The 24,627-nt window shown below is 61.7% G+C and carries 17 protein-coding genes, 1 tRNA gene and 1 pseudogene (1 of these 19 only partly in view); 9 read left to right on the top strand and 10 right to left on the bottom strand.

Going from position 1 to position 24,627, the window contains the following annotated elements; translation table 11 throughout:
• The 4 genes and pseudogenes from AB7Z56_RS35745 to AB7Z56_RS35730 all read right to left on the bottom strand — a co-directional run.
• Positions 1 to 793, bottom strand: the 5' portion of a protein-coding gene (locus AB7Z56_RS35745) for a saccharopine dehydrogenase family protein (protein WP_063985284.1). The gene continues 377 nt to the left of window position 1, outside the view; 793 of the gene's 1,170 nt are visible here — the first part of the coding sequence; its start codon is at positions 791 to 793; its stop codon lies beyond the left edge, outside the window.
• Between the two features lie 662 nt (positions 794 to 1,455).
• Complete coding sequence (locus tag AB7Z56_RS35740; RefSeq protein ID WP_063985283.1) at positions 1,456 to 2,010, bottom strand: thioredoxin family protein; 555 nt, start codon at positions 2,008 to 2,010, stop codon at positions 1,456 to 1,458.
• 293 nt (positions 2,011 to 2,303) lie between these two features.
• Positions 2,304 to 2,729, bottom strand: a pseudogene (locus AB7Z56_RS35735) (DUF1194 domain-containing protein); the annotation flags it as partial.
• Positions 2,730 to 2,809: 80 nt separating this feature from the next.
• Positions 2,810 to 2,977, bottom strand: coding sequence for a hypothetical protein (locus tag AB7Z56_RS35730; RefSeq protein WP_187387807.1), 168 nt, complete (start codon positions 2,975 to 2,977; stop codon positions 2,810 to 2,812).
• A 163-nt stretch (positions 2,978 to 3,140) separates the two neighbouring features.
• On the opposite strand from AB7Z56_RS35730, the gene AB7Z56_RS35725 reads away from it, so the two are divergent.
• The 7 genes from AB7Z56_RS35725 (at position 3,141) to AB7Z56_RS35695 (ending at position 13,845) form a co-directional block, all read left to right on the top strand.
• A complete protein-coding gene (locus AB7Z56_RS35725; RefSeq protein WP_187387806.1) occupies positions 3,141 to 6,359 on the top strand; it encodes a DUF3237 family protein in 3,219 nt (1,072 codons plus the stop codon).
• A 464-nt stretch (positions 6,360 to 6,823) separates the two neighbouring features.
• Positions 6,824 to 7,906 (top strand): DUF3237 domain-containing protein, encoded by a 1,083-nt coding sequence (locus AB7Z56_RS35720; protein WP_084795288.1) that lies wholly within the window; start codon positions 6,824 to 6,826, stop codon positions 7,904 to 7,906.
• Between the two features lie 126 nt (positions 7,907 to 8,032).
• On the top strand, positions 8,033 to 8,938 hold the full coding sequence (locus AB7Z56_RS35715; protein ID WP_063985281.1) for an encapsulin: 906 nt from the start codon (positions 8,033 to 8,035) through the stop codon (positions 8,936 to 8,938).
• A gap of 126 nt (positions 8,939 to 9,064) precedes the next feature.
• Positions 9,065 to 9,532, top strand: a complete 468-nt coding sequence (locus AB7Z56_RS35710) for a hypothetical protein (protein ID WP_187387804.1) — start codon at positions 9,065 to 9,067, stop codon at positions 9,530 to 9,532.
• Between the two features lie 186 nt (positions 9,533 to 9,718).
• Complete coding sequence (locus AB7Z56_RS35705) at positions 9,719 to 12,694, top strand: FAD-dependent oxidoreductase (protein WP_354233807.1); 2,976 nt, start codon at positions 9,719 to 9,721, stop codon at positions 12,692 to 12,694.
• Positions 12,695 to 12,882: 188 nt separating this feature from the next.
• Positions 12,883 to 13,581 carry a VOC family protein gene (locus AB7Z56_RS35700; protein ID WP_063985278.1) on the top strand — a complete coding sequence of 233 codons (699 nt, stop codon included), beginning with the start codon at positions 12,883 to 12,885 and terminating at the stop codon, positions 13,579 to 13,581.
• Positions 13,582 to 13,590: 9 nt separating this feature from the next.
• The gene (locus AB7Z56_RS35695; RefSeq protein WP_231144284.1) at positions 13,591 to 13,845 is read left to right on the top strand and encodes a hypothetical protein; all 255 of its coding nucleotides are present in this window, start codon (positions 13,591 to 13,593) and stop codon (positions 13,843 to 13,845) included.
• Here the strand turns inward: AB7Z56_RS35695 and AB7Z56_RS35690 are convergent.
• A complete protein-coding gene (locus AB7Z56_RS35690; RefSeq protein ID WP_084795286.1) occupies positions 13,835 to 17,218 on the bottom strand; it encodes an adenylate/guanylate cyclase domain-containing protein in 3,384 nt (1,127 codons plus the stop codon). The genes AB7Z56_RS35695 and AB7Z56_RS35690 overlap by 11 nt on opposite strands.
• A gap of 261 nt (positions 17,219 to 17,479) precedes the next feature.
• Here AB7Z56_RS35690 and AB7Z56_RS35685 point away from each other — a divergent pair, with 261 nt between their 5' ends.
• The gene (locus AB7Z56_RS35685; RefSeq protein WP_187387803.1) at positions 17,480 to 18,028 is read left to right on the top strand and encodes a hypothetical protein; all 549 of its coding nucleotides are present in this window, start codon (positions 17,480 to 17,482) and stop codon (positions 18,026 to 18,028) included.
• Here the strand turns inward: AB7Z56_RS35685 and AB7Z56_RS35680 are convergent.
• The 3 genes from AB7Z56_RS35680 to AB7Z56_RS35670 all read right to left on the bottom strand — a co-directional run bounded on the left by AB7Z56_RS35680 (position 18,009) and on the right by AB7Z56_RS35670 (position 21,148).
• Entirely contained in the window at positions 18,009 to 19,331 is a 1,323-nt protein-coding gene (locus tag AB7Z56_RS35680) for an epoxide hydrolase family protein (protein WP_231144285.1), read from the bottom strand. The genes AB7Z56_RS35685 and AB7Z56_RS35680 overlap by 20 nt on opposite strands.
• 420 nt (positions 19,332 to 19,751) lie before the next feature.
• A tRNA-Ile gene (locus AB7Z56_RS35675) sits at positions 19,752 to 19,827 on the bottom strand.
• Between the two features lie 343 nt (positions 19,828 to 20,170).
• Complete coding sequence (locus AB7Z56_RS35670) at positions 20,171 to 21,148, bottom strand: Bug family tripartite tricarboxylate transporter substrate binding protein (protein ID WP_063986651.1); 978 nt, start codon at positions 21,146 to 21,148, stop codon at positions 20,171 to 20,173.
• A gap of 107 nt (positions 21,149 to 21,255) precedes the next feature.
• On the opposite strand from AB7Z56_RS35670, the gene AB7Z56_RS35665 reads away from it, so the two are divergent.
• Positions 21,256 to 22,233, top strand: coding sequence for a TAXI family TRAP transporter solute-binding subunit (locus AB7Z56_RS35665; protein ID WP_063985275.1), 978 nt, complete (start codon positions 21,256 to 21,258; stop codon positions 22,231 to 22,233).
• A 125-nt stretch (positions 22,234 to 22,358) separates the two neighbouring features.
• Here the strand turns inward: AB7Z56_RS35665 and AB7Z56_RS35660 are convergent, their stop codons facing one another.
• Together AB7Z56_RS35660 and AB7Z56_RS35655 are read right to left on the bottom strand one after the other, a co-directional pair.
• Complete coding sequence (locus AB7Z56_RS35660; RefSeq protein ID WP_063985274.1) at positions 22,359 to 23,588, bottom strand: ABC transporter substrate-binding protein; 1,230 nt, start codon at positions 23,586 to 23,588, stop codon at positions 22,359 to 22,361.
• Positions 23,589 to 23,686: 98 nt separating this feature from the next.
• Positions 23,687 to 24,580, bottom strand: a complete 894-nt coding sequence (locus tag AB7Z56_RS35655) for a helix-turn-helix transcriptional regulator (protein ID WP_063985273.1) — start codon at positions 24,578 to 24,580, stop codon at positions 23,687 to 23,689.
• Positions 24,581 to 24,627 lie beyond the last annotated feature (47 nt).

Raw genomic sequence — 24,627 nt, 5'->3', positions numbered from 1 at the left:
AAACGAAGTCCGTGCCGTAGGGATGACCCAACAGGAAATTCGTGCGGTGTACGTTCTTGGTGTTGACCGGCGCCATGGGAAACGGCACGAGCCACACGTTCATGCTCGGGTCGTATTCGGGGATAAGGCCCGACGGCTGAGACGGCCCGGTGAACCCCGGTGTCAGCGCGAAGGGATCGGTCAGCAGCCGGATCAGGGCCGGGTCGCGCGCCGCGGCCGCCAACGTCGCCTGGGCGCTCGCTGCGGTGCCGCCCGACATGCCGCCTTTCACCTTGCGCAGGCGGGCTTTAACCCGCCGCGCCGGGCGTCCGAATTTCTCGCGCGCCTTCTCCTGCAACGTGAGCACGCCGAGATCGAACGGGATGGAATCGAAGCCGCAGGAGAAGACGATGCGCGCGCCGGTCCGTTTCGCCTCTTCGTGATGGGCGTCGATCATGCGCCGCATCCATGCCGGTTCGCCGCACAGATCGACATAGCTAGTGCCGGTGGCCGCGCAGGCCGCCACAAGCTCGGGGCCGTAAAGCTGATAAGGCCCGACCGTCGTGATAATCACGGCCGCACGCTCGCACATCGAACGTAGGCTGGCCGGTTCGCCGGCATCCGCTTTCACCAAAATCAAATCGTCTGGTGCGCCGATGTCGGCACGCACTTTCTGAAGCTTGTCGGTCGAGCGTCCCGCGATCGCCCAGGACGGAGCATCGTCGCCGCGATAGGACGTCGTCAGATATTCGGCGACGAGACGGCCGGTGTAACCCGTCGCGCCATAGACGATGAGGTCGAAGTCCCGCTTCACGACGCTGGTCCTCCTCGAACCCGGGAGAGCGTTACCCCTTACTCGGACCGGTCTTCCGCCGGCAGGATCGCACCAGCTTGCCTAGCGCGCTCATTCGATCACCTCGTCGGCGCGGGCCGAGCAGGCGCCTAAGAGGTGGGGATGCCAGGCCATTTTGTGCTGTCCCGGAGCCCGGCGAGGACACGAGGACGCGAAGTAAGTGCCACTAGAGGGGGCAGCCGCTTTCGTTGAACCGTCCCATCGCATTTGACGGAGGATACCACAGTTCCTGTCTTGGGGTGCGCAACGTCCGGTTGGAGTCAATACGCCATTTTGACCGCGGGCGAGCCACTTCCCGTCTCCCCTCGACAAGCGGACAGTTTCCGGGCCGGTTGGCGTGCCCCAAACGGGCCAACACCGGAAGAACTCAGGGTGAGCAAATCTGGTCCGAGCGCTCGACAGGAGTCGATCGGTGTCGCAAAAGCGACGCAGCACTGACGGGTCGGATTGTAGGAGCCGAAGCCTCGTGTTGCCCCGGAAGCAGACCTGAAGGAGAAGGGGCGAACGCGACTCCGGCAGCAGCCGCAGGGTCCTCGTGATGCCGCTAGTCAAATCGCACATGTGCAGCAAATGCTGCCGCACGCGGCGGTCTCAGATACGAAACCTGTTGACAGGGATCGGCTTCATTCGTCCTTCCATTTGATCGAGCAGCCAATAGACGCCTTTTGGTCAGCCGGCGCAAGACCGGTGGTCGTAATCGCGCGCATGGCCTCGACAAGCTCTCGGGGCGCCCCCGCGCGAGGCGGAGTCGCACGCCCTTCGTCGAGCCGGCCGCGATACTTGAGCTTGCGGTCGGCATTGTAACCGAAGAAGTCCGGCGTACAGACCGCCCCATACGCCCGAGCGACTGTCTGGGTCTCGTCGTGGAGATATGGAAACGGGAAATCATGAGCCCTCGCGAAACGCTTCATATTCTCAAACGAGTCTTCGGGATAGTTCGCCGCATCGTTCGAGCAAACCGCCGCAAAGCCTATGCTCTCCGACATCAGCACGCGGGCGTCCGAAACCATGCGGTCGATCACCGCTTTGACATAGGGACAATGGTTGCAGATGAAGACGACGACCGTGCCTTTTTCGCCCGCAACGTCGTCCAGTGCGTAAATCTTGCCGTCGGTGGCCGGAAGCTGGAACACGGGCGCCGGCGTATCAAGAACGACTTGGGTAGCTGCTGTCGCCATTTCGCACCTCCTTGTGCCCAAATATATGCTGACTACGGCCTGCTGGGGCACAGTTTCCAAAGCCTACTCGCCAGTCGCGTTGTTTTGGCCATATGTTAGCCATTTCCGGTCGCCCCTTAACAGCCGTCATTGGGACGAGCGCGGGATTTCGTCGGTGTAGGCCACGAACGGACGTTAGCAGCTCCAATGTCCCGACGCGTGGGGCTGCGACCATGATAAACTGCTGTCCAAAGTTTGTTCGCCCGGCGGCTCTGAATGATCGTCTCGACACTCACCGCCGGCCGCGCTCCTGCGATTTTTTTGCCGATCAGACAGGGCACCCGGGGCTCTTTCTCGGCGGCTGGGACGATCCCGCTCTCTGGCGTGAGGCCCGCAACTTCGCGAACAAGCTTGGTCCGGATCGCTGCCTGGAATTTTTCGCGATCTTTGATCGTCATGATGAAGGCGCCCGGCCCTCCGATCACGCAGTCCTCGTAATAGAGATCGAGGTTCTCGATATCGGTCGTCGAGAGGGATGGCTCCTTCACCATGATCGGGAGGCCGTTGATGATGATGCCTTTCTCCAGGGCAGCGTCGCGCGCGCCGGTTACGGGGGCTCCGTCGTTGTTCGGCCCATCGCCGGAAATGTCGATGACGCGCCGCAACCCGCGATACGGATTCTTTTCGAACAGCTGCAGTGCGAAATTAATCGCACCGGAAATTGAGGTCGCACGGCCGCGACCTCATGTGCCGCTAATGCAAGCCACCGCCCGCGCGGACTTGCGGGCTAGGCTTTCTGTTGGCGCTGGCGGCGTGCTGTTTACACCTCCAGAAATTCCTCGCCGACGAAAGGGCCCACGCCGATCTGGCCGATCGCCTGGACATGTTTTGCACTGCGAGACCAGGACATTCGACCTACCGCAGGCTTCGCGACGATCTCTTCGGGCATGTAGCGTTTTTGCCGTTTGTAGTCCTCCTTGAGGCCCAACACATACCTCAAGTCGGATCACTTCCAGGAGGTGGATAAGTGTGGCATTCGCAAGGACCAGCAGGATATTATAAATTCCGACATTCGCGCTCAGGAATAATGGTTCGAACGGACAAAGCGGCGCGGCTCCTGGCGCGGTTCATTCTATTCAAGGGAGACCAGCGTGGGCACAGCGATTCGTAGCAGCGGAATGATCCGCGAGGCCTCTCGGCTCGCCGCAGCCGGCGAGCTCGGAAATTCGGATGTCATTCGACTCTTGCAGATTCCTCATAGCAAAGAGGACGTTCAAGAAGTCCTTCGCACCTTCGAGCAGCAACTGTCCCGAGAAGCGAAGAGCAAGTTGACTTTGGACGCGTTCGTGCCGCCACCGTCCGATATCGATAATGAGCGGTACGAACCACTCTTCGACAAGTACATCATCACGGGCAAGACCTATACGACCGCCAGCGGCGCAGTCGTGCCGAATGAGCTTCAGTATTATAACGGTCAAATGGTGCACCTCTACGGCGAGTGCTCCAATGTACCTCTCGTGAATGCCGCATTGGCCGGCAGTGGCTACAGGCCGATAATCTTGAAGTACGCGGACGGCAGGCACGCGGCTGTCGCACAGCTCTGGTCGAATAAGTTCACCGACACCTCGATCCGGCCGTATGCCGCCATGTTCATAGTGGTTGCTGCCGTGGCGGACAACGCTCCCGAAAGCCATGCGTCCCTGAGGGCGGCCTCCAACGGCTCATCGAGCGTGCTTGTGATGCTTGATGGATCGTTCGATCCCGCAATGGCGGTGTATGAGAACGAAGCGCGGATGTACATGTTCCGACTGCTCGATACAACCCAGGTTGCGATCGACGTCGGCCGTGAGCGCATGGGTACCGACAAGCGGCCCGGGACCATCGATATGGCGTGCATCGGTCGCCGGCTCCACTTGTCGATCAAAGACCAGCACAGACGTGGCGTCGTCCAGGGAGACCTGGCGCTTACCGGGGATCCGACGGCATACGAGTCAGTGGTAGCTCAGGCGGCCAAAACAGCCGGCGTCACGCTGCAGGCGCTTCCGCGCGGTGCCGAATGCGTCTACCCGGCGGTCGCGCGCATCGGGCAGGGGTCGGTCGTTTGCTGGCAGTGGCGAAGCGATGTCGCCCCTCGGCTGCAACCGGTGATGCCAGGATCTTTGCACTTCGACCGGAGCTCGGAGGAAGGTCGGACCCTTCTCGCATGGGGCTTCACGCCCAAAGTGCTGGGTTTTTTTCCCAAGGTGCGGGGGGTGATCACCGGCCTGGCGGATCAGACCCCGCGTTGCGCCCGCGACAGTTCGGCTGCATGCGAGGGAATGGCAAACGCCGGCTCGCGCCTTCGTTGGGGGGCATCCGAAGAGGCCGCCTCTGCCCCATTCCGCTTGGCTTGGAATACGAGCTTCCTCGGATCATTGAAGGTGGTGCTCCGCAAAGAATTGGTCGGCCCAATGTCCGACGGCCTCCGGGTCAATTGGCACATCACGGAAGGGACCTTCGTTGGGCCGGGTCACGATGCCGTCGTGTTACCCGGCGCGGCGGACTGGATGCATATCCGCCCGGATGGAATTGCGATCGTCAACGTCCGGGCGTGTTTCGAGACGCGGGACCGTGTTCGCGTGTACGGCGCCTACGGCGGGGTCGCCGATTTTGGTCCCGACGGCTACGCTCGGGCGCTGCGCGGTGAGTATGACCAGCAAATCTCCGCCGTGGTCACACCGACATATGAGACTGCGGATCCGAGGCTCGAATGGCTCAATCGCGTCCAGTGCATCGGTGTGGGGAAGGTGGACATGAGCGCGCTTCGCGCGCAGTTCGACATGTACGTGGTGCGGGTGGGGGAGCGAGCACAAGAGGCGTCCAGCGCTGCAGCACAGTCACCGATACCGGAGCAGATCATCACCGCGGTTGAACGTTTTCGCGCCGCGATTCCTGCCAATTTCGATCCGATCTACGTCGAGAAAGTCGTCATACCGTTCTTCCTGACGAACGTTTACGAAGGGGAGCGGCCCCTTTTGCCAATGATTGACCTTAATTTCAGTAAGGAGAATGCACTCCCTCGTGATCGTTTTGGTCTCATCTATCGTGACTGGAAACCGACCCCTGAGGAGGGCGTGATGGTTTTCCTGCAAGGTCTCGAGAAGCGGGGTCAGAATAATCTTCGCAAGCGAATCTATTTTTCGGCGGTGACGCCCGATCTCTATAAGCCGATGTACCGCGCCAAAGTTACAGCTTTCTTTGACAAGCTCTTAGATCAGAAATTCGCTGACAGGCCATTCATGCAGCATTACCTCGACCACTATTTCGACCTCTATTGGGACCTTCACCTTGGACTTGTTGGCAGCGATATTCCCCGTGAGGTTCGTGAAATAGGAGAGGCGTTCAATACGGTCTTTGCCTATCGGGATCCGTTGCTGCCAGTTACCTACCAAAACTATATGAAGGTTCGTGAGCTTCAGGATTTTCTCAAATCGTGGATCGGCAAACGCATCGACGATATCCAATCGGGCAAAATCAAAAATCCCGAGAGAACCATGGCTTGGCATTGGCTGAAGAATGCCCAGGACGGCGGTCATTTCAGCAAGAAGGACATGGTCATTGAGTGCCTCCACGATTTCGTCGCGCTAAGCCAATGGGGCAATGCGATTTTCCGGGTCATGTCGCTCCTGTCGGAAGACCGCGGCGACCAGGCCGTGCGAGCATCATTTCAGAAGACAATGAGCGGAAATTTCGACACTGCCGGAGGTGCGTCTTTCTCGCCACTTGAGCTATTCGTAATGGAATTGTTTCGCGTGATTTCGCCGAACGGTGGCAGCGTCTCCGCCATCCATGATGCGAGATTAAGCGTCCGCGGGGAGGCTCCGCAGCAAAAGCTCGGCATGCCGTTTGAAAGAGACAGCTATGTATCCACGCCGCATGCCAGCACCAGCCTGGATCCGGTTCACTGGACGGATCCGAATACGTTCGATCCGCAACGATATCTCCGCGTCCCGACCAGCGCGCAGATCAACGATGACAAGTGTCGGCAAATCGGCCTGGCACGGTGCCCGTTCGACATCACCAATTTCAAGGTCAAGGACGGACGAAACGCCCATATTACAAATAGCGGCTTCGGCACCTTATTTGTCGTTGCGGACGAACGAAGCTACCCGGTTTGTGACTATGCCGGCTTTGCTCCGTTCGGCTTTGGATACCGACGATGTGCGGGTGAACAACTGACAATTCTCGTATTTGAGGATTTTTTGCGAAAGGTCTGGCGCGACAAGATCGTGTTTCGGAAGCTTGATCTGGCAAATCCTGCTCGCGTACCAGTCGGACTGGACGCGGTGATCCAAGACGATATCGGGTTCTACAGATCCGCCTTGCGATAGCGTATCGCGCCGCTGGCACGCGGTTTTTAGCCGTCGCAAGCGGACTGGCGCCGGCGTGGGGAGATCCAGCAGGTCGCCAACTACCGGCAGCAGCCCCTGTCCTGTACACGCAATACAATATAGTCTATTAGACAGAACCAGAATGCGAAGTCGGTCGAGCAAATGCCAGGCAAATGCTATGGATCGAAAAGCGCGGTCGAGGACTCGGGGCTCTCTCCCCCGGGGGCGTCGCCGCTGTCGCGTTTGCCGGGACTTGCCGATGCGGCTGGCGTCCAAACCGGGGCGGCCCAAAAGCGCGGCCTTCTTCGACAGCCTTCTGACGCGCTTCAATCGGTACGCCAAAACGCTGCGCGCTCGGGAGACTCCTCGGTGCGGCAGGCGGCGCCTTGCGCCCCCCCCTTGGTGACCAATCCCGGCGATCTCATTGCGCGCGCACTCGAAATCCTCGCCGAGGAGGACGAAGCATGGCGGATGCGCAGGGGTCTCGATCTCACGCCGCGGAGCGTCCCGTGAATTCCCCGTCGCGCGGATTCGTCAATAGACGGCCGTGCGTTTTTGCGGAAGCTGCGGCAAAGCCCTCACCTATTCCGGCGTGTGACCGGTTTCTTCCGGCGCCTTCCCTGACGCTGCAAACGGATGAAGCTCAAGCTAAGGCAGCATGCATGCCTTCGATGCAGCGCGCACGGGACGGCTCGGAGCTGCGATGGGGCGAGGCGGATACGCCCGTGCCCGCTGCAGTGATTTCTCCGGGAACCCCGGCATCGGTCACGGTAGCGGTCTCTCCAGTGCGGCCGGGTCACGCTGTCACGGTAGAGTACCGGGTGAACGGAGGCCCGGTCCGCCAGGCAATCGGGCAATCCGCGCCGCGCGTCCACGGTGCGAACGGTCGGCTATTCCGGGCGCTCCTGCCGGGCCAATCCGGCGGAACGGTGGAGTTTCTGCCGGTGCTTGGCTTTGCCGGCCAGCCGATCTCTCCGCGCCTACGGGAGTCCGCCAAATGTCCCCGGTATCAGGTGGGTTGCGGAGCGGCCCCGGTCGAGACCGCTGCTCTACCTGCGGGCGAGCCTCGCTGGGACTGGGATGCCACGTTCCTCTGGGCCGGCACGGTGGCCATCCGTACGGAGGTAATAGGCGTTATGCCGGATGGACTGCGGGTCAACTTGCACGTCACGGAAGGACGCTTCGTTGGGCCGCGCTTCGAGGGGATCGTCCGGCCCGGCGGGATCAACTGGCTGCGCATCCGCAAGGACGGTGTTGGAATAGTCAATGTGACGGAGTGTCTGCAGACGCGGTCTGGTGCGCGGATCGACTGCTTGTATGATGGCATCCTCGACCTGGGTGCGGACGGCTACGCACGTGCCATCCGCGGCGACTTCGGTATACTGCCGCCGTTCGTTCTTGCTCCGACCTACGCGACCGCTGACAAAGAACTCGCTTGGCTCAACCGCGCCCAGTGTATTGGCGTTGGCAGGGTGGACATGAAGAAGCTGCGCGCCGCGTACGACATATACGTCGTAACAGCGGGGGCCGCAAAACATGTGGAGTGAAGACTCAATAGAAGCCGCACTCGTGGAGTGCGCGCCAACGGTGTTCTGAGCTCAAGATATTTGCGTTCGTGCGCAAGGACGAACGACATCTCGTTCCCGATGTATTAAATTAGGGGGGCCTTTGAGATGACAACCGATAACCCGCAAGTGCCTTGGACCGACGAGCAGTGGGCTCGCGTCAACAAAGTCGTTCAAGAGGAAGCTAGCCGCGTACGGATCGCGGCGACGTTCCTTCCGCTGCTTGGACCGCTGCCCGGAGATACCGACTTCGTGAGGGAGGAAGTTGTCCAGGTTGCTCCGCGGCCATTACGTATCCAGGACAGGGATGTCATCCAGTTGGCGACCTTACAGGTAAGAGTGTCCGTGCGGGGTGCGCAGATGGCCGATCCGGAGATGACCAGCGTGCTGGCCTTATTCCGGCGCGCTGCCAACGTACTGGCTCGTCTTGAGGACGCCGTCGTCTTCAGGGGATTGGTGCCAGACCCGGCATTCCTGGGACAGGATAGGTTTGCCCCTCCCATAAATGTCGGCCCACGGCAAAGGCTCTGGGAAATCACCGGCGGGGGGGTAAGCCGTGGACTTTGGACAAACTCAGCCGCCGTTCAGGCGCAGCAGGTTAATATTCAATTGCAGCAGCCAGACAGAGACGCGCGGCTGGTGGCCGGGATAGCCGACGCCATTGGCCGCCTGGAAGAGCGGGGCCACTTCGGACCGTTCGCGGTGGTTCTTGACCAGCAGATGTTTCTCGTCGCTCAGTCGCCAACGGAAGCTCTTGTATTGCCGCAAGATCGCATCCTCCCGTTCCTGGGCGGCGGTCCGCTGCTCCGCTCGTCCACGCTTGACGTCGCTCCCGGTCTGCGGTCCGGCGTGGTTGTGGCGCTTGGCGGCGAGCCAGTCGAGCTAGTCATCGCCACAGATTTATGCGTCCAGTTCCTGCAGGTCACAGCCGAGCCGAATTTCGTCTTCCGTGTGTGCGAGAAGATGGCGCTGCGCATCAAGGAACCCGATGCGATCATACGGCTGACGGCATAGGCGCCACGAAATTTCGAGGCACCGTAGCGATTGAGATTTTCCGATGATCGCGGCGTGTACGGAGAAATGTCTCGGGGTCGCTTGATCGCTACTTCACCTCGGCAAAAGACTAGGGAGGAGATGCAAATGAAAATCCCAATAGACATTGAAGTTTTGAAATCTGTCCTTCGGATCGATGACGAGGCCGCCCAGCAGAAAATTAATCAAACCAAAGCAGTGAGCGTCGATGATGAACCTCCAATCGTATCGAAGCGCCAGAAAGACGAGTTCACTGTGGAAGCGTCGACCAACCGCAGTGACGGTGTATCGGTCATTAATTTACTTGACGAGCACGGGGGGATCATCACTCCCCTCGCAGTTGATCTGAAAACAGGAAAATTCCGTCAACTTGAGCCAGACCCCAAACCCGCGGCTTCCGCTAAGGCCAATCCGCAGGCCGATCCAGGGCGCGACCTTGGGCTCGCGCTGCAGATCGGTAACAGGACTGCGGTCACAGCGTTTTTGAAACATCATCCCAAGGGGTTCTACGCCGACCTGGCAAAGGCTCAGCTTGAGAAGATCGAGACCGAGGAAGCCGCAGCCAAGAAACCGTGAGCTTTTCTACTTGGTCAAATACAGATGGCTGCTGACGTACGTTTGGCAACTTTGGGTGAATGAAGCTCATGCTTGAAAGGGCTCGGGAGATCGTCGAAACTGATCCGATGTATCGCGTCCCGCGCGCTCGGTGACGCCTCCAAAGCTGGCTAAAAGTCGGACTAAGTGGTCATGGCTCGGTGAAGCATGCCTACTAGGGTTATCGTCTTGGGCGGTGGTGTCGCCGGCATGAGTGCCGCGCACGAGTTGGTCGAGCGCGGCTTTGATGTCGTGGTGCTCGAGAGTGGCGATATTGCGGGAGGCAAGGCCCGCAGCATTCCCGTCTTCCACGAGGGCGAGGACACCAGCGGACATCAGGTCGCCGATGGCGCTGGGAGTTCGGTTCAGCATCGGGTGCCCGGCGAGCATGGGTTTCGATTCTTCCCAGGTTTCTACAAGCACGTAATCGAGACAATGCGCCGCATACCGTCGTTTGACGGGAGCAAGGTTGCGGATCACCTGGTGCCGACCACGCGACTGGAGTTCACGCAATACGACGAGCCCCCGTTCGTCGTACCCGCCGGCTTTCCGCTCTCGCCCCGCGATGCCGGCACCATGTTGCGGGACATCCTGCTGTTGTTCGAACACTCCACTGGCCTCACACCCGACGATCTGGCATTCTTCGGTGCGCGCGTCTGGCAGATACTCACTTCGTGCCACCAGCGCCGGCTCGCAGAATACGAGCGCACGAGCTGGTGGGAGTTCGTCGGCGCCGAGCAGCGGTCGGAGTCATACCAGAAGTTCCTCGCCACCGGCATTACGCGCTCGCTGGTGGCGTCCAAAGCGCGCAAGGCCAGCGCGCGCACCATCGGCGACATCTTTGTGCAGCTGGTGCTCACGATCCTGAACCCGATCGCGGGATCGACTGATCGCGTGCTCGATGGGCCAACGAATCTCGTCTGGATCGACCCGTGGCTTGCGTATCTCGAATCGAGAGGGGTGCGGTACGTCAAGAACGCGCGGGTCGAGGAGATCCTTTACGAGAACGGACGGATCACCGGCGTCGTCGCTCGCCAGCAGGGCCAGCAAGGTCAGCGCATCATGGTGCATGGCGACCACTACGTGGCGGCGCTCCCGCTCGAGGACATCGCCCCCCTGGTGAGCGACCGCCTGGCGGCAGCCGACCCGACGCTCGCCAACCTGCGCGCGCTGGCTCCGAACCTGGAGTGGATGAACGGCGTGCAGTTCTATCTGCACCGCGCGGTGCCGTCGGCGCACGGGCACGCGATTCACATCGACACCGAATGGGCGCTCACGAGCATCTCGCAGCTTCAGTTCTGGCGTGATGTGCCGTCTGAGCTGTTCCGAGACAGCGATGTGCACGGCATCCTCTCGGTCGATCTTTCTGATTGGACGGCGCCGGGATCGGACGGACGCCCAGCCATGCGGTGCTCGCGTGAAGAGGTGGTGCGCGAGACATGGAATCAACTCAAGCGCTCGCTCAATGATGCCGGTGATGAGGTGCTGCGCGATGAGGATTTGCATTCGTGGTTCCTCAGCGCAAACATTGAGAACGATCCCGCACGCCCGGGCTGGCTACGGAATTCCGAGCCGCTTCTGGTGAACCAAGTCGAAACCTGGGCCTTGCGTCCCGAGGCGACCACCGCCATTCCAAACCTTTTTCTGGCGTCGGACTACGTTCGCACGCATACCGACCTCGCGACGATGGAGGCAGCCAATGAGGCAGCTCGGCGCGCAGTGAATGGCCTGCTTGACGCCGTGAAATTCGACGGAAGCCGCTGTGAGCTGTGGCCGCTGCACGAACCTGAAATCCTCCTGCCATGGCGGCTGCACGATGCTGCGCGATACCAGGCCGGCCTGCCGTGGGACGCTTCACTCGCGCAGGTAGCTGCCCACGCCTTACGCGGTGCGTCGCCGCTGCTGGAGCTGGCGAGCTCCCTGCTCGAGCAGGTATCGCCGTTCACCCATGCCGTCGCCGACACGCTCGACTCGCACAGTGCCGCCGCGGATGATGTCGGCGCGCTTGATGCGGTCGACCCGGCGACGATGGCGCGCCGCTTGGTTGATGTGCCCACCCTGCAGGATGCGTTGATCAAGGTCGCGGATACTGTGCCATTGGCCGGCGAGATCGTAGGCCCGGCCGGCTTTCTGGACCGCCTGGTGTGGTATCGCGACATGCTGGCCGATATGCTCACAGAAGGTGTACCGACGTGGGAACCGCAGCGCCACCTGTATGGGCTCGTGACGGATTTCATGGGCCGGTCAGGCAAGGGCCTTCGTCCTGCCCTCTGCATCGCGACCGCGAGAGCGCTGGGCGGCCGCGCGGAGGATGCGTTTCCTGCCGCCGCCGGCCTGGAAATGCTGCACAATGCATTTCTCGTGCACGACGATATTGAAGACGGTAGCGACTGGCGGCGTGGCGTTGCGACAATGCATCGTCGTGCCGGGATTCCAATTGCCGTGAACACTGGCGATTCCATGAACGCACTCGCTATGCGCCTTTTCCGCAAGACCGGCGAGCGGCTCGGCCCGGTGACGGCGCTGCGCATCTTCGACGAAGTCGATCACATGGTCGTCGAGACCTTGGAGGGGCAGGCCAACGAACTAGGATGGGTACGAGACAATGATCTCACAGTTACGACAGACGATTATCTGCGGCTCGTGCTCAAGAAAACGGCCTGGTACAGCTTCATTCACCCCATGCGGATTGGTGCACTCGTTGCCAACGGCGAGGACCAGAATCTCGGTCGATTTGATCGGTTTGGCTATCTGCTTGGACTGGCTTTCCAGATCACCGACGATGTTCTTAACCTGGTTGGCGACATTGGGCGTTACGGCAAGGAGATCGACGGAGATCTCTGGGAAGGCAAACGGACGCTTCTGCTCGCGCACGCCCTGGGTCGGGCGAATCCCACTGACCGTGCGTGGATTAGCACCTTTCTGGCGCGGCCCCGCGAGCGACGTTTGCCGCGTGAAGTGCTGAGGCTACATCAGATCATCGCGGAGGGCGGGAGCATCCCATGGGCGCAGCGAGCGGCAGCCGAATTTGCAGAGGCTGCAGCGCGCGAATTCCACAACTCGGCGTTCGCCGGTGTGCCTGCAGGTCCAGACCTCGAATGGCTGCGCACTTGCATAAACTTCCTGACCCAGCGCGACGCGTAATCGGGTTCAGGTTGGAATGAATGGGGACATCGTAACCCGATTGCTCTTAGATCCCTTGATTGAGTCCCGCCAGGAAAGCTGCATCTGCGCGCGACCGCGGCACAGCCGTCCTACTGCAATTTTCCAGGGTTATAGTAGGTTGTCGCGGAACGTCTGCGCGACAACGTTCGGCAGCACCGGAGAATCGTATGGAGCGCCTCAGCAAGCCAATCGATGCGGACATCCCGTTGCTTGAGAAAAGCGCTGATCAGCTCGGCTATGTGGTGCCCGATCTTGAGCAAGCCATCAAGAGCTGGATAGACCAGGGTATCGGGCCCTGGCTCACGGTTGGTCCGGTGGTGGTCACTGATAACAAGTATCTGGAGAGGCCCTCACGCCCGCTGATCATGTTCGGATTCTGCCAGGTCGGCGGGGTGCAGCTGGAGCTTATTCAGCCGCTCGACAATGAGCCGTCAAGCTGGCGCGCCTTCCTTGCGGCCGGAAGGAGCGGTCTTCAGCACTGCGGTTTTTGCGTCGAGCCGCACGATTATCAGCGGTCCGTCGCGCAGACCAAGGCGTGTGGCGCGACGATCCAGCAGATGATGTCTTTTTCGGGCGCCCGCTTCACCTATTTTTCCCTGCCTGCTCGCGCCGGTCCTCTGATGGAACGAATTCGTCTTGGAGAGGTGGCGCCTGAAAAAGCTAATGCAGTGCGCAATTCCATCGCGGGGGGGTGCGAGATCGTAGAACTGATCGAGTTCCAGCCCCGTATCCGCGAGATGTTCGCAAAAGTTACGCAAGCAGCGGCCACTTGGGACGGCAAGGCCAGGCCCGTTCGTCACCTGATAGGGCCTGTCGCAAAGGCAGCAATCGGTTCGCACTTGCTCCGAACTATGCGATTCCGGTGATGTATTTTCGTGGCGGCGCGACGCACGGTATGTGGCGGCATGCTCGCCTTTGACGGCGGCGCATTGGCCTTGATCGCGATCCGCTGCACCGGCATCACGCCGAACGAGCGCGGCCGGTTTGCGAGGCTTGGCGGCCAAGCTCGATCCGCCGACATCGCGCGGCGATCCTTTGAAATCGATGGTTGCGGTCATGGCGGCGTCGATGCGCGCGCCTGTTCGAGCGATCAATTGCGCGACGTTTCGCTGCTCTCGCTCATGCCTTGAGCTGCTCCAGCAGCGATTTGGCCTCCTTCAAGTCCAGCGTGTCGAAACCCTCGGTGAACCAACCATAGACCGGGGCGAGAATATCGTGGGCCTGCTGTCGTTTGCCCTGATCGTACCACAGCCGCGCCATGCTCACAGCCGCACGCAGTTCCCAGGACTTTGCCTGCTGCTGACGAGCGACCGCCAGCGCATGTTCGAAATATTCTTCCGCTTTCGTTGCGTTTGGGTTGGGCGACGATAGCTCGATTTCGCCTGCCATGCGCTTGATCTCGGCCTCAAACCAACTTTCCTTGGTTGTTTCTACCTGGGTCATCGCTTCGCGAATGCAGTCCCGTGCATCATCGAAGTGGTCGAGTTCAGCATGAGCGCCCGCCAGATACGACAAGCAGAATGGCACTAGCGCTGTTGCCGCCGTTGACCGACGTGCTCTGATACCCGAGTCGATCACATGGACCGCGTCTGAGGCCTTCCCAGTGAGGGCCAAGACGCAACCTTGGACCACCATTCCGAGCGACCCCCAAAACAATGAACCTCTCTCGTCTGCCAGGGGGACAAGTTCATTAGCTTCGGCGCTTGCTGCCGCATAGTTTCCGCAGCAGATATGGGTAAAGGATGTATGGAACAGGGCATACATCAAAGTGGCTGCTTGGCCGATCTCGCGCGCTTCCTTGAGCGCCTGTTCAGCGTCTCTGCCTGCAGCCTCGGGGAAGCCAAGAAGCCATAGAGCCCAGGACCGATAGGATAGGGCTGCGACCCTAATGTCCTGGCCAAATCGAGCCGCCAGCGTACGATGCTCGGCGGGTTCGTAGATCGCGATCGCCTGATCGTAATGTGCCAGACTTTCTGCAAGGACGCCCGTACACGTCAGAGACGTAGCCATAATACGATGCCCAAGCATGAGCGGAACCATCGTTCCCTGCTTCTCGGCAAGCGCCAAGCACTCTGTCGCAAGGTCGAGGAGAGCGTCGCTTTTGAACTTTATATAGTTCGTGACCCAGAACCCATAGAGGACTGAAAACAGGAGCAACGGGTCTTCAGGGGGCTCTCCGAGTGACTCCGCTTGCTCGATGAAGGCGCGGGCTCGATCGAGAGATGCGATAGTCTCAGGGGCCGCGTGGCCCTTGGTGTTCATCAAGGCATTCACAAGCGCGACCTCCAGTTTGATCTGGTCGCCACGCAGCGCTGGTGTGCCCGGCAGCGTCGCAATCTGTGAAAGAGCGCGGATTAGCTGAACCGTCGCCTCTACTAGCGCTGAACGCGCTAGCGACCGCTGTCCCGCCTTGCCCCATAAGGCCGCCGCCCTCTCGATCAGCCCGGCCTCAGTGCAGTGATGTGCTAGCCGTTCCGGCTGGCTCTCGGCTGTTTCGGCGAATTGGCTTTCAATTGCTTCGGCAATGCGTGCATGGAGCGCGCGGCGGGGCTGGCGCAGCAACGTGCTATAGGACGCGTCCCGCACCAAAGCATGCTTGAATAGGTAAGTTGCATTCGGCGGCGAGCCTAACCTGAAAAGCAAACCAGCCTTTATGAGACGGTTCAGCACTGATCCCAGTTCCGCCGCTGGCACGCGCACCACCGCCGCCAGGAGAGCATGCGAAAACTCCCGGCCGATCGCCGCGCCAATCTGTGCCACTTCTTTGGCGGGGCCGAGCCGGTCGAGCCGCGACATCAATGAGGCGTGCAAACTTGCGGGGACTGCCCAGGCCGGGGACGGAATGACGGCAATCGTGCGTTCGACTGCGCCGTGGCCCTCCGCCTCCAGCACTGCCTTCGTCATCTCCTCCACGAACAGGGGGACGCCATCGGTACGTTCGATGATGTCCTGCCTGATGCCCGCCGGCAGCAGCTTGCTGCCGACTACGCCGTCGATCATGGCGCCGACTTGGTGTTTCGTCAGCCGATTGATCGTCATGGCGGTCACGTGCTGCCGCCCGATCCAGGGCGGATCGAATTCCGGGCGGAATATCACAATCATTAGCGCGCGAAGGGTCTCAATCCTGGCCACGATCCGGCCGAAAGCTTCTAGGCTCGTAGGATCGGTCCAATGCGCATCCTCAAAGATTATCAAGACTGGGCTTTGCCGTGTAAGCGCTTCTAATTGTGAGATGAGCGCTTCGAATGTTCGCTGCCTGTGCTGCTGCGGGGTCAATTTGAGGGCGGGATAGCGTCCATCATTCGGAAGCGACAGCATCTCGGCAAAGAGCGAAGCGTCCCCGATCGAGGTCGAGGTCTGAGCGAGCAGGGTATCAAGCTTGTCGAGCCTCGCGTGCAGTGTATCGTCGTGCGCCAGCCCGGCGGCACGTTCCATCTGCCCGATGATCGGATATAGCGCGCTGTCGGTGTGCTGCGGCGAGCAGACATAGCGCAAACGCGTATGCGGCTCTCCGGCGAGTCGTTCCAGAAGCGCGGCAGTGAGACGCGACTTGCCGATCCCAGCCTCACCGGCGATCAGGACCGCCTGGCCTTCACCTGTCTTTGCCCTGGCCCAACGCTGTAGAAGCAATTCGAGTTCTTCCTCCCGCCCGACGAGGGCAGTCAGGCCAGTTGCGTGTAGCGCCTCGAAGCGGCTCTCCACGGAGCTCGCCCGCAACGCCACCCAGGCCCGCGTTGGCGCGGCGATGCCCTTGAGGTCCTGCGGCCGGAGGTCTTGTAGCTCGAAGAGGTTTCCGAGCAGCCTTCGGGTGCCTTCGGCGATGACAACCGTGCTCGGCTCAGCGATCCCCTGCAGACGAGACGCCAGGTTCGGCGTCTCGCCCACCACCCCGCGTTCCTGGGCCTCGCCGGCACCAACGAGATCGCCAACCACGACCAAGCCTGTCGCGACCCCGATACGCACCCGGAGCGGCTCCTGGATACCCAGATTGCCGATCGCCTCGATGATCGCCAGTCCTGCGCGGACGGCACGCTCGGCATCATCCTCATGAGCGTGGGGATAGCCGAAATAGATGAGCACCCCATCGCCCATGTACCTGGCCACGAAGCCGTCGAACCGGGCGACCGTCTCCGCGACGCACTTATGATAAGCGCCGATTACCGAACGCAGATCCTCTGGGTCGAGCGTGGTCGAGAGCGCGGTCGAGCCAACGAGGTCGGTGAACATCACCGTCAGTTGGCGACGCTCGGCGTCGTCTCGCCGAGTTGGCTCGATATCCACGAGTGCAGAAGGTGCCGTTACGGCAGCCGAGACGTTGCTGAGATCGCGGATCGCATGCAGCATTTTCAACCGGTGGCCGAGCGAAACGCCAAGGTCTTTGAGATGTTGGTCGGTCAAGTCGGGGAGAACGGCCATATCAATGTCGTTCTCGGCGAACCTCTGCGCATACTCGGACATGCCGAGCTTTTTGAGCCAGTCCGCAATTTGTTGCACCGCGGTCACCGTGATCCGTGCGTCGCCTATCTAAGTGTTGGCCCGACGACTACAGAAAGAGATTACACAAGAAAGACCGCGAAAGCACGTCCTCACGGGCGCGGAATCGCGATACCAATCGAGCCCTGAATGCCCGCCCTGTGCGCTAGCGATTGGTATAGAGGACCAACAAATCAATGCATGACGTACCGACGCTCGACATGGAGCAGGCCCGGGCGCTATTCCGACAGTTTGTCGAATCCGTGCCCGCGCGGACCTCGGACCAGCGAATTGCTGATCGATGCGCTGGCGAAGATCGCCTGCCCGGGCCCCCCGGCAAAATTGATTTGCCGCTCGGGGCACCGGACCGTTCTCTGGAAGTCGACGACCTTGCTTCACGCAGTCGATGCAGATGAACACCGCATCGATCCAAGAGCGCAACTGCGTCCGCCCACACCCGCCGCAGTAGCGAACATGTTGCCCGCTAGACTAGGCAAATCCGCCGAGGCGCTTGGCGATGCGGTGCGGATGGCAAGTGATTTTGCTCAGCGCGTCGACATTGTCGAGCGCTGGGTCGGGTCGATGCTCGAAAGCGGCACGCAGGACTGCGCGATCGGCCTCTCGTCCCGGATGATGGTCGCCGCCGGCGGCCGCGCGCGGATCAAGGACTGTGTTGCAAAATCCGGCCTTAGCCAGTCAATTCCAGCGCCGGTTTGCGACGCAAGTCGGAATGGCACCAAAGCTGTTCGCACGCACCATCCGGTTCGACCGGGCGCTGGCGTCTCGTCGCAATACCCCGAGCCGTCGAGCCTCTGGTCCGTTATTTGCGCAATGATCTGAAGGCTGCGCGTACCTCATCTGAAAACAGCTTCGGCTCCTCCCAGGCGGCGAAATGTCCGCCACGTTCGACCTCGCTGAAGTAGGCGAGGCCGGGGTACATAATCTCGACCCAACTTCGGGGCGCAGCAAAGATTTCGCCGGGGAACGTCGAAAATCCCACGGGAACCGCGACCGCAGGAGGAGACTTGCCGGCCGCACGGGCTGCGGCCTGTCCGGCCTCCCAGTACCACCGTGCGGCCGAGGCCCCAGTGCCCGTCAGCCAGTACAGCGTGATGTTGTCGAGGATGCTGTCCCGGGTGAGATTGCCCGCGGGCTTACCCTCCACGAACGCTTGGGAAATCTTGTAGTAGCTGTCCGTGTCATGGTCGAGCATCCAGCTCGCGAGCCCGAGGGGTGAATTCAGCAGGGAGTAGCCGATCGTCTGTGGCCGCGTCGACTGCTCTAGGAAGTAGCCAAAGCCACTCGCCCTAAACGTCGCGGCCGCCTTCTGCGCCGCGCGTTCCTTCTCGGATTCTGCGGGCAGCTTGTCGGACATTGCCGCCACACCCGCGAGCAAGTTGACGTGGATGCCGAGAAGTCCCTTGGGTGCCTGGCGCCCCATCGCATCCGTTACTGCCGCTCCTACGTCGCCACCCTGGGCGACGTAGCGCGTGTAGCCGAGGCGATCCATTAGCCCCGTCCACGCACGCGCGATGCGCGCGGCGTCCCATCCGAGTTCGGTCGGCTCACCCGAGAAGCCGTAGCCTGGCAAGGACGGCAGCACCAGGTGGAATGCATCGTCGGGAGTGCCACCATACTTGGTCGGGTCAGTCAGGGGACCGACGGTATCGAGGAGTTCGATGACCGAGCCAGGCCAGCCGTGCGTCATGATCAGCGGCAGCGCGTTCTCATGCCGGGACTTGACGTGGATGAAATGGATCTTCACCCCGTCGATCACGGTCGTGAACTGTGGCAACGCGTTCAGCCGTGCCTCGCACTTGCGCCAGTCGTACTCAGTCGACCAGTAGCGGGCGAGCGCCCGCAGCGTCGCCAGTTGCACACCCTGCGACCGATCCTCAACGAGCTCTTTGGTGGGCCAGCGCGTGGACGCGAGGCGCCGGCGGAGATTAGCGAGGTCTTCACCCCGGACATTGACGCGGAAGGGAAGAATTGCGTCGGCTTTGGTCGTACCAAACGGGGACCCTCCTTGCTTCGATTGCGCGCGTGCGGCGACGAAATGTATTGGCAGCAAGCTGACGGCACCAGTTGCGACTGACCCTGCGAGGAGGCTGCGCCGGGTGGGTGAAGAGGAGATTGCAGTCATGTTCGGCCTCCTTGTTTACAAGCCCGCTCCTAGACTAGTGAACTGCGATGCGTCGCTCTGACCCACAAAAGGTTGGCCGAGACATAGGCCCGGTAGGCTCGCACATAGTCGCGGAACTCTCGAACCCACTCACGCACAGGGCTCTAACGCCTGATGTTTGCCGCTCGCCTTGACGATTTTACTCTACTTGCGAACGGCACGCCGCCAAATTCAGCGATCCTTGCTCGGCGCAGCTTGTTGAACCAGGGCCCCAGCGCTCGGCCATCGAAGTGATCCGCGATTAGCGCGCGACCTCCCTGTGATGCCCCAGGTTCGTCGGCATGGTAGTCAGCGAAAGTGAACTCACGGTCGGTATTGGCCCGAACGCGAAGCCCTGGAATCGAATCGGACCCAATTTGGCGCGACAAAGCGAGCGAAGGCTGGTGGGCCCGGCAGGACTCGAACCTGCAACCAGACCGTTATGAGCGGCCGGCTCTAACCATTGAGCTACAGGCCCCGCCGCGGGACGGCCGCGGATGTGCGGCCAGCAACGGTGCGCGGTTCGTTTACAGGGATGGAGGCGGGGGTGCAATGCTGGCTCCGGCGGACGGAAACCCCTGGCGCAGCATTGCCGGTGATTTTTGAATTACCGAAATTGACGATGGTGCCCTTATGCTCCTGTTTTGCCCGACGAGTCAAATCGGCTCGCGAAGGCCCTTTTTTCGCTTCCGTAACCCATTGTGATTACGTGGCTTTTCTACTGTGCATGGGGTTGTTTTCGCACATTGTGATTCCGGAGGGGCCTGCAGGTCCCTCCGAATGCTTTGCTGGCGCGCTACGGGCGCCGCGCAGGGCCACCCCTAGTCCACCGAAACCCCGGCGAACTCCACCACCTTCTTCCACTTCTCGGTCTCGTCGGCGACCAGCTTGCCGAACTCGGCTGATGTCATCGGCTTCGGGATGCCGCCGTTCTCGGTCAGCCGCGCGATGACCTTCGGGTCCTTGAGGACTTCGCCGACGGCCTTGTTGAGGATCTCGATCACTTCGGGCGGCGTGCCCTTCGGCGCGGAGATGCCGTAGAAGCCGACCGATTCGAAGCCCGGCACGGTCTCGGCGATCGCCGGCACGTCGGGCACGGTTGGCCAGCGCTGCGGCGAGGTGACGCCGAGGGCGCGGACAGTGCCGCCGCGCGACTGCTCGAGCGCGGAGGGGAGGTTGTCGAAGATCAGCTGCACCTTGTTGGAGATGATGTCGGGGAAGGCGATCGCGGAGCCGCGATAGGGCACGTGCACCATGTCGCATTTGGTCATCACCTTGAACAGCTCCGCCGACATGTGCACCGAGGTGCCGTTGCCGGACGAGGCAAAGGAGATCTTGCCGGGATTGGCCTTGCAGTAGTCGATGAACTCCTGAACCGTCTTCACCGGCATCGCATTGGAGACGACCAGCATGTTGGTGAGCTGCATGATGCTCGCGACCGGCACGGTGTCGCGCAGGAAGTCGTAAGGCAGCTTCTTGTAGAGCGAGGTCGAGATCGCGTTGTTGGGCGCGACGAACAACAGCGTATAGCCGTCGGGGGCCGCGTTGATCGCGGCGGCGGCCGCGATGTTGCCGCCGGAGCCGGCGCGGTTCTCGACGATGAATTGCTGGCCGAGGCGATCCGAGAGCGCTTGCGCCATGATCCGCGCCACGATGTCAACGGGGCCGCCGGCGGCGAAGCCGATCATCCAGTGCACGGGGCGGTCGGGGTAGCCGGCGGCGGAGGCGGGAGGGGAGGCGTTGAGGAGAGTTGAAAGAAACAGCAGCCCAAAAACAGTGTTACGCAAAATTCGCAACATGACGTCTCCCATTGTTCTATTGTCGTTGGGCTGCATGCTTTCACAAAAACCGCCCGCTGCCTACATCGCCGCAAGTCGATGTTGACGCGGGGCGGCCGGGACTCATCATGAGATTCGCAATCACAATTCTTCTCGGCGCGGCGCTGCTCGCAAATCCACTCGCAAGCCCCGCCGATGCTCAAACCGGAGGCAAGGCCATTCCGACCACCACACTCAGCCTGGGCACCGCGACGCCCGGCGGCGGCTTTCCGCTCTATGGCAACGCCTTTGCGGAAGCGATGAACGCGGCCGATCCGCAAATCACCATCGCGCCCCGCAACACCAAGGGCAGCAACGAGAACATTCCGCTGCTGGAGACGGGCAAGCTCGATCTCGCACTGGTCGCGGGCGAGCCGGCCTATGAGGCGTTTGCCGGCATCGGCCGCGTGCCTGTGCGGTTGAAGATACTCACCGCGATCTATTCCAACCCCGGCATGTTCGTGGTGCAGGCGGACAGTCCGTACAAGACCATTCGCGATCTCGTCGGCCAGCCCGTCGCGTTCGGCGCCAAAGGCTCGGGCCTGCCGATCCTGGCGCGCTACGTGCTCGATGGCCTCGGCCTGAAGCAGGACGAGGATTTCAAGGCGATCTATCTCGACCGCGCCGGCGATGGCCCCGCGATGGTCGAGGATGGCCGCGTCGCCGCGTTGTGGGGTGCCGGCATCGGCTGGCCCGGCTTTGCCGCGGTGGCATCGAGTGCGTCAGGCGCGCGCTTCATTGCGCCGACCGCTGAGGAGATCACGCGCATTCGCGCCAAGCATGCGTTCCTGAAGCCGCTCACCGTGCCGGCCGGCTCCTATCCGAAGCAGGCCGAGCCGATCGCCTCGCTCGGCTCGTGGAGTTTCGTCCTCACGCGCGAAGACCTGCCCGATGACGTCGCCTATCGTCTCGCCAAGACGCTGCACGGCGCCGAGGCGGCGTTCTGCAAGCAGCTCGCGCAGGCCTGCGAGACCACGGCGTCGAACACGGTCGCGGCGGCGCCGAAGCCGGAGCTGATCCATCCAGGCGTGAAAAAATACTTCCGCGAAATTGGTGTCATGAAATAGGACACGACTGCATCGACAATCGTCGTGCCCGGGCTTGTCCCGGGCATCCACGTTCTTGGCGCCGTACGAAAGATCGTGGATGGCCGGGACAAGCCCGGCCATGACGACGACCTCTCGCTACAGCATCACTTCTTCACCAGCGGACACGCCGGGTCCGGTGGACCAAACGCCTTCTCGCCCGAGATGGTCGTGAGGATCTTGTAATAGTCCCACGGATATTTGCTCTCCTCCGGCGTCTTCACCTGCACCAACCAGAGGTCGTGCACCATCAGATTGTCCTCGCGCAGTTTGCCGTTGCGGGCGAAGAAATCCTCGATCGGCTTTTCCCGCATCTTCGCCGCGACCTTGAGCGGATCGTCGGTGCCGGTCTCCTTGATGGCGTTGAGATAGTGCATCACGCTCGAATAGACGCCGGCCTGCCACATCGACGGCATCTTGTTCATCTTGGCGAAATAGCGCTTCGACCATTCGCGGGTCTTGTCGTCCATGTCCCAATAGAACGACGTCGTCAGCAACAGCCCTTGGGCGGCCTGCAGGCCGAGGCCGTGGATGTCGGTGATTAGCGCCAGCAGCGCCGCCATCTGCTGGCCGCCCTTGAACACGCCGAACTCCGAGCCGGTCTTGATCTCGTTCATGTTGTTCGGGGGACCTGCGGCAATGCCGATGATCTTGGCCTTGGAGGCCTGCGCCTGCAGCACGAAGGAGGAGAGGTCGGGGGTTGCCAGCGGCGGCCGCACCGAGCCCAGCACCTTGCCGCCATTGGCGGTGACGACGCTGGAGGCGTCGCGCTCCAGCGAATGGCCGAAGGCGTAGTCGTCGGTGATGAAGAACCAGCTGTCGCCGCCGCGCTTGACCACCGCATCCGCGGTGCCGACCGCGAGCGCGCGGGTGTCGAACACCCACTGGATCGCGTAGGGCGAGCAGAACTTGCCGTGGAAATCCGCCGTGCCGGTCGAGTGGGTGATGAACAGCCGCTTCTTCTCGTTGGCGATGTTCTGTACCGCGAGCCCGACCGCGGAGACCGGCACGTCGACGATCAGGTCGACCTGATCAACGTCATACCAGCGCCGCGCGATGCCGCCGCCGATATCGGCCTTGAGCTGGTGGTCGCCGATCACGATGCTGATCGGCTTGCCGAGCACCTTGCCGCCGAAATCGTCGATCGCCATCTGCGCCGCCGTCACCGATCCCTGGCCGGTCGGCGCGGAGGCGGGGCCGTTCATGTCGGTGAGCACGCCGATCTTGACGATGTCGTCGGAAACCTGCGCCGACGCCGTACCCGGCAGCAGCGCCGCCGCCAAGAACGTCGCTGCAAAGCCGGCCGCAACCGGCAGTCCAAATCTCGTTGGATTCACGCTTGTCCTCCCCTGATCCGGCTCGTTGGCCGGTGTTGCCCGGGTATGGCCCGGCTGAATTGGTTTCTTTTGCAACTATTTGGGGTCGGGCGTCAACGTCAGGCCGCGAAGCGGATCTGTCCCGCCGGCGAGGGATCGTAGCCGGTCAGTTCCTCGGCGCGCTGTCGCAGCCGCCTTTCGCTGAGGAACCGGATCAGGGCCTGCATCGGCGGGCGGAAATAGCTGCGCTGCCGCATTGCGAGATCAAAATTCTCCCAGACCAGCGGCACGAAATCGAGCCCGGCCGAGCGCGCCGCCGCACGCGTCGCGATTCCGCAATCGGCCTGTCCGGCGCGGACGATCTCGGCGAGATCCGGCCCGGTGAGGGCCGGCGTCTCGATCCGGCGCAGATCGCGGGTCGAGGCGCCGGCGCGCTTCAACAGCACGTCGAGCAGCATCTGCGCGCCTGTGCCCTGTTGTCGCATCGCCATCCTGACACCGAGCGCAAGCACGTCGGAGAGGCCGCGCAGCCGTTTCGGATTGCCCGGCGGCAGCACGAGACCCTGCTCGCGGCGCACGAATGCGACCAGCACCGCATCATGCAGGTCAGGCGCGTCACGCAGCGTCGTCGCACTGGCGTCGGAAGCAAGATTGCCGTCGGCCTCCAGGCTGTGGAAGTGCACCGCCGCCGCCATCACCTCGTCGCGTTGCAAGCGCTCGAGCCCGCGCGCGCTGCCCTCGCTCATCGATCCCAGGCCCGAGCCGGATTCACGCAGGCTCCAGTCCAAAAGCTCGTCCTGGCTGCCGCCCACGACCGGCGGCGGCTCCGCAGTCAGCATGCCGGCCGGACGCGCCAGTCCCGACAGGACCCAGAGGTCGAGCTCGTGCCGCGGGAAGAGCCACTTCCCGGTCACCTTGGTGCAGGGAATCGCGCCGGTGGTGACGAGTTCGTAGAGCTTGCGTTCGCCGAGCCGAAGGTAGTCGGCGGCTTCGCTGGTCGTCAGGAATTCCATCCTGCATTCCTATGCAAATTCTTGCTTCTTTTTGGCGTTCGACGCAG

Source organism: Bradyrhizobium sp. 482_C4_N1_8 (assembly GCF_052075965.1).
GTDB classification, from domain to species: Bacteria; Pseudomonadota; Alphaproteobacteria; order Rhizobiales; family Xanthobacteraceae; genus Bradyrhizobium; species Bradyrhizobium barranii.
Note: the sequence above shows the minus strand (reverse complement) of the source record. Positions and strands in the feature narration are given on the sequence as shown.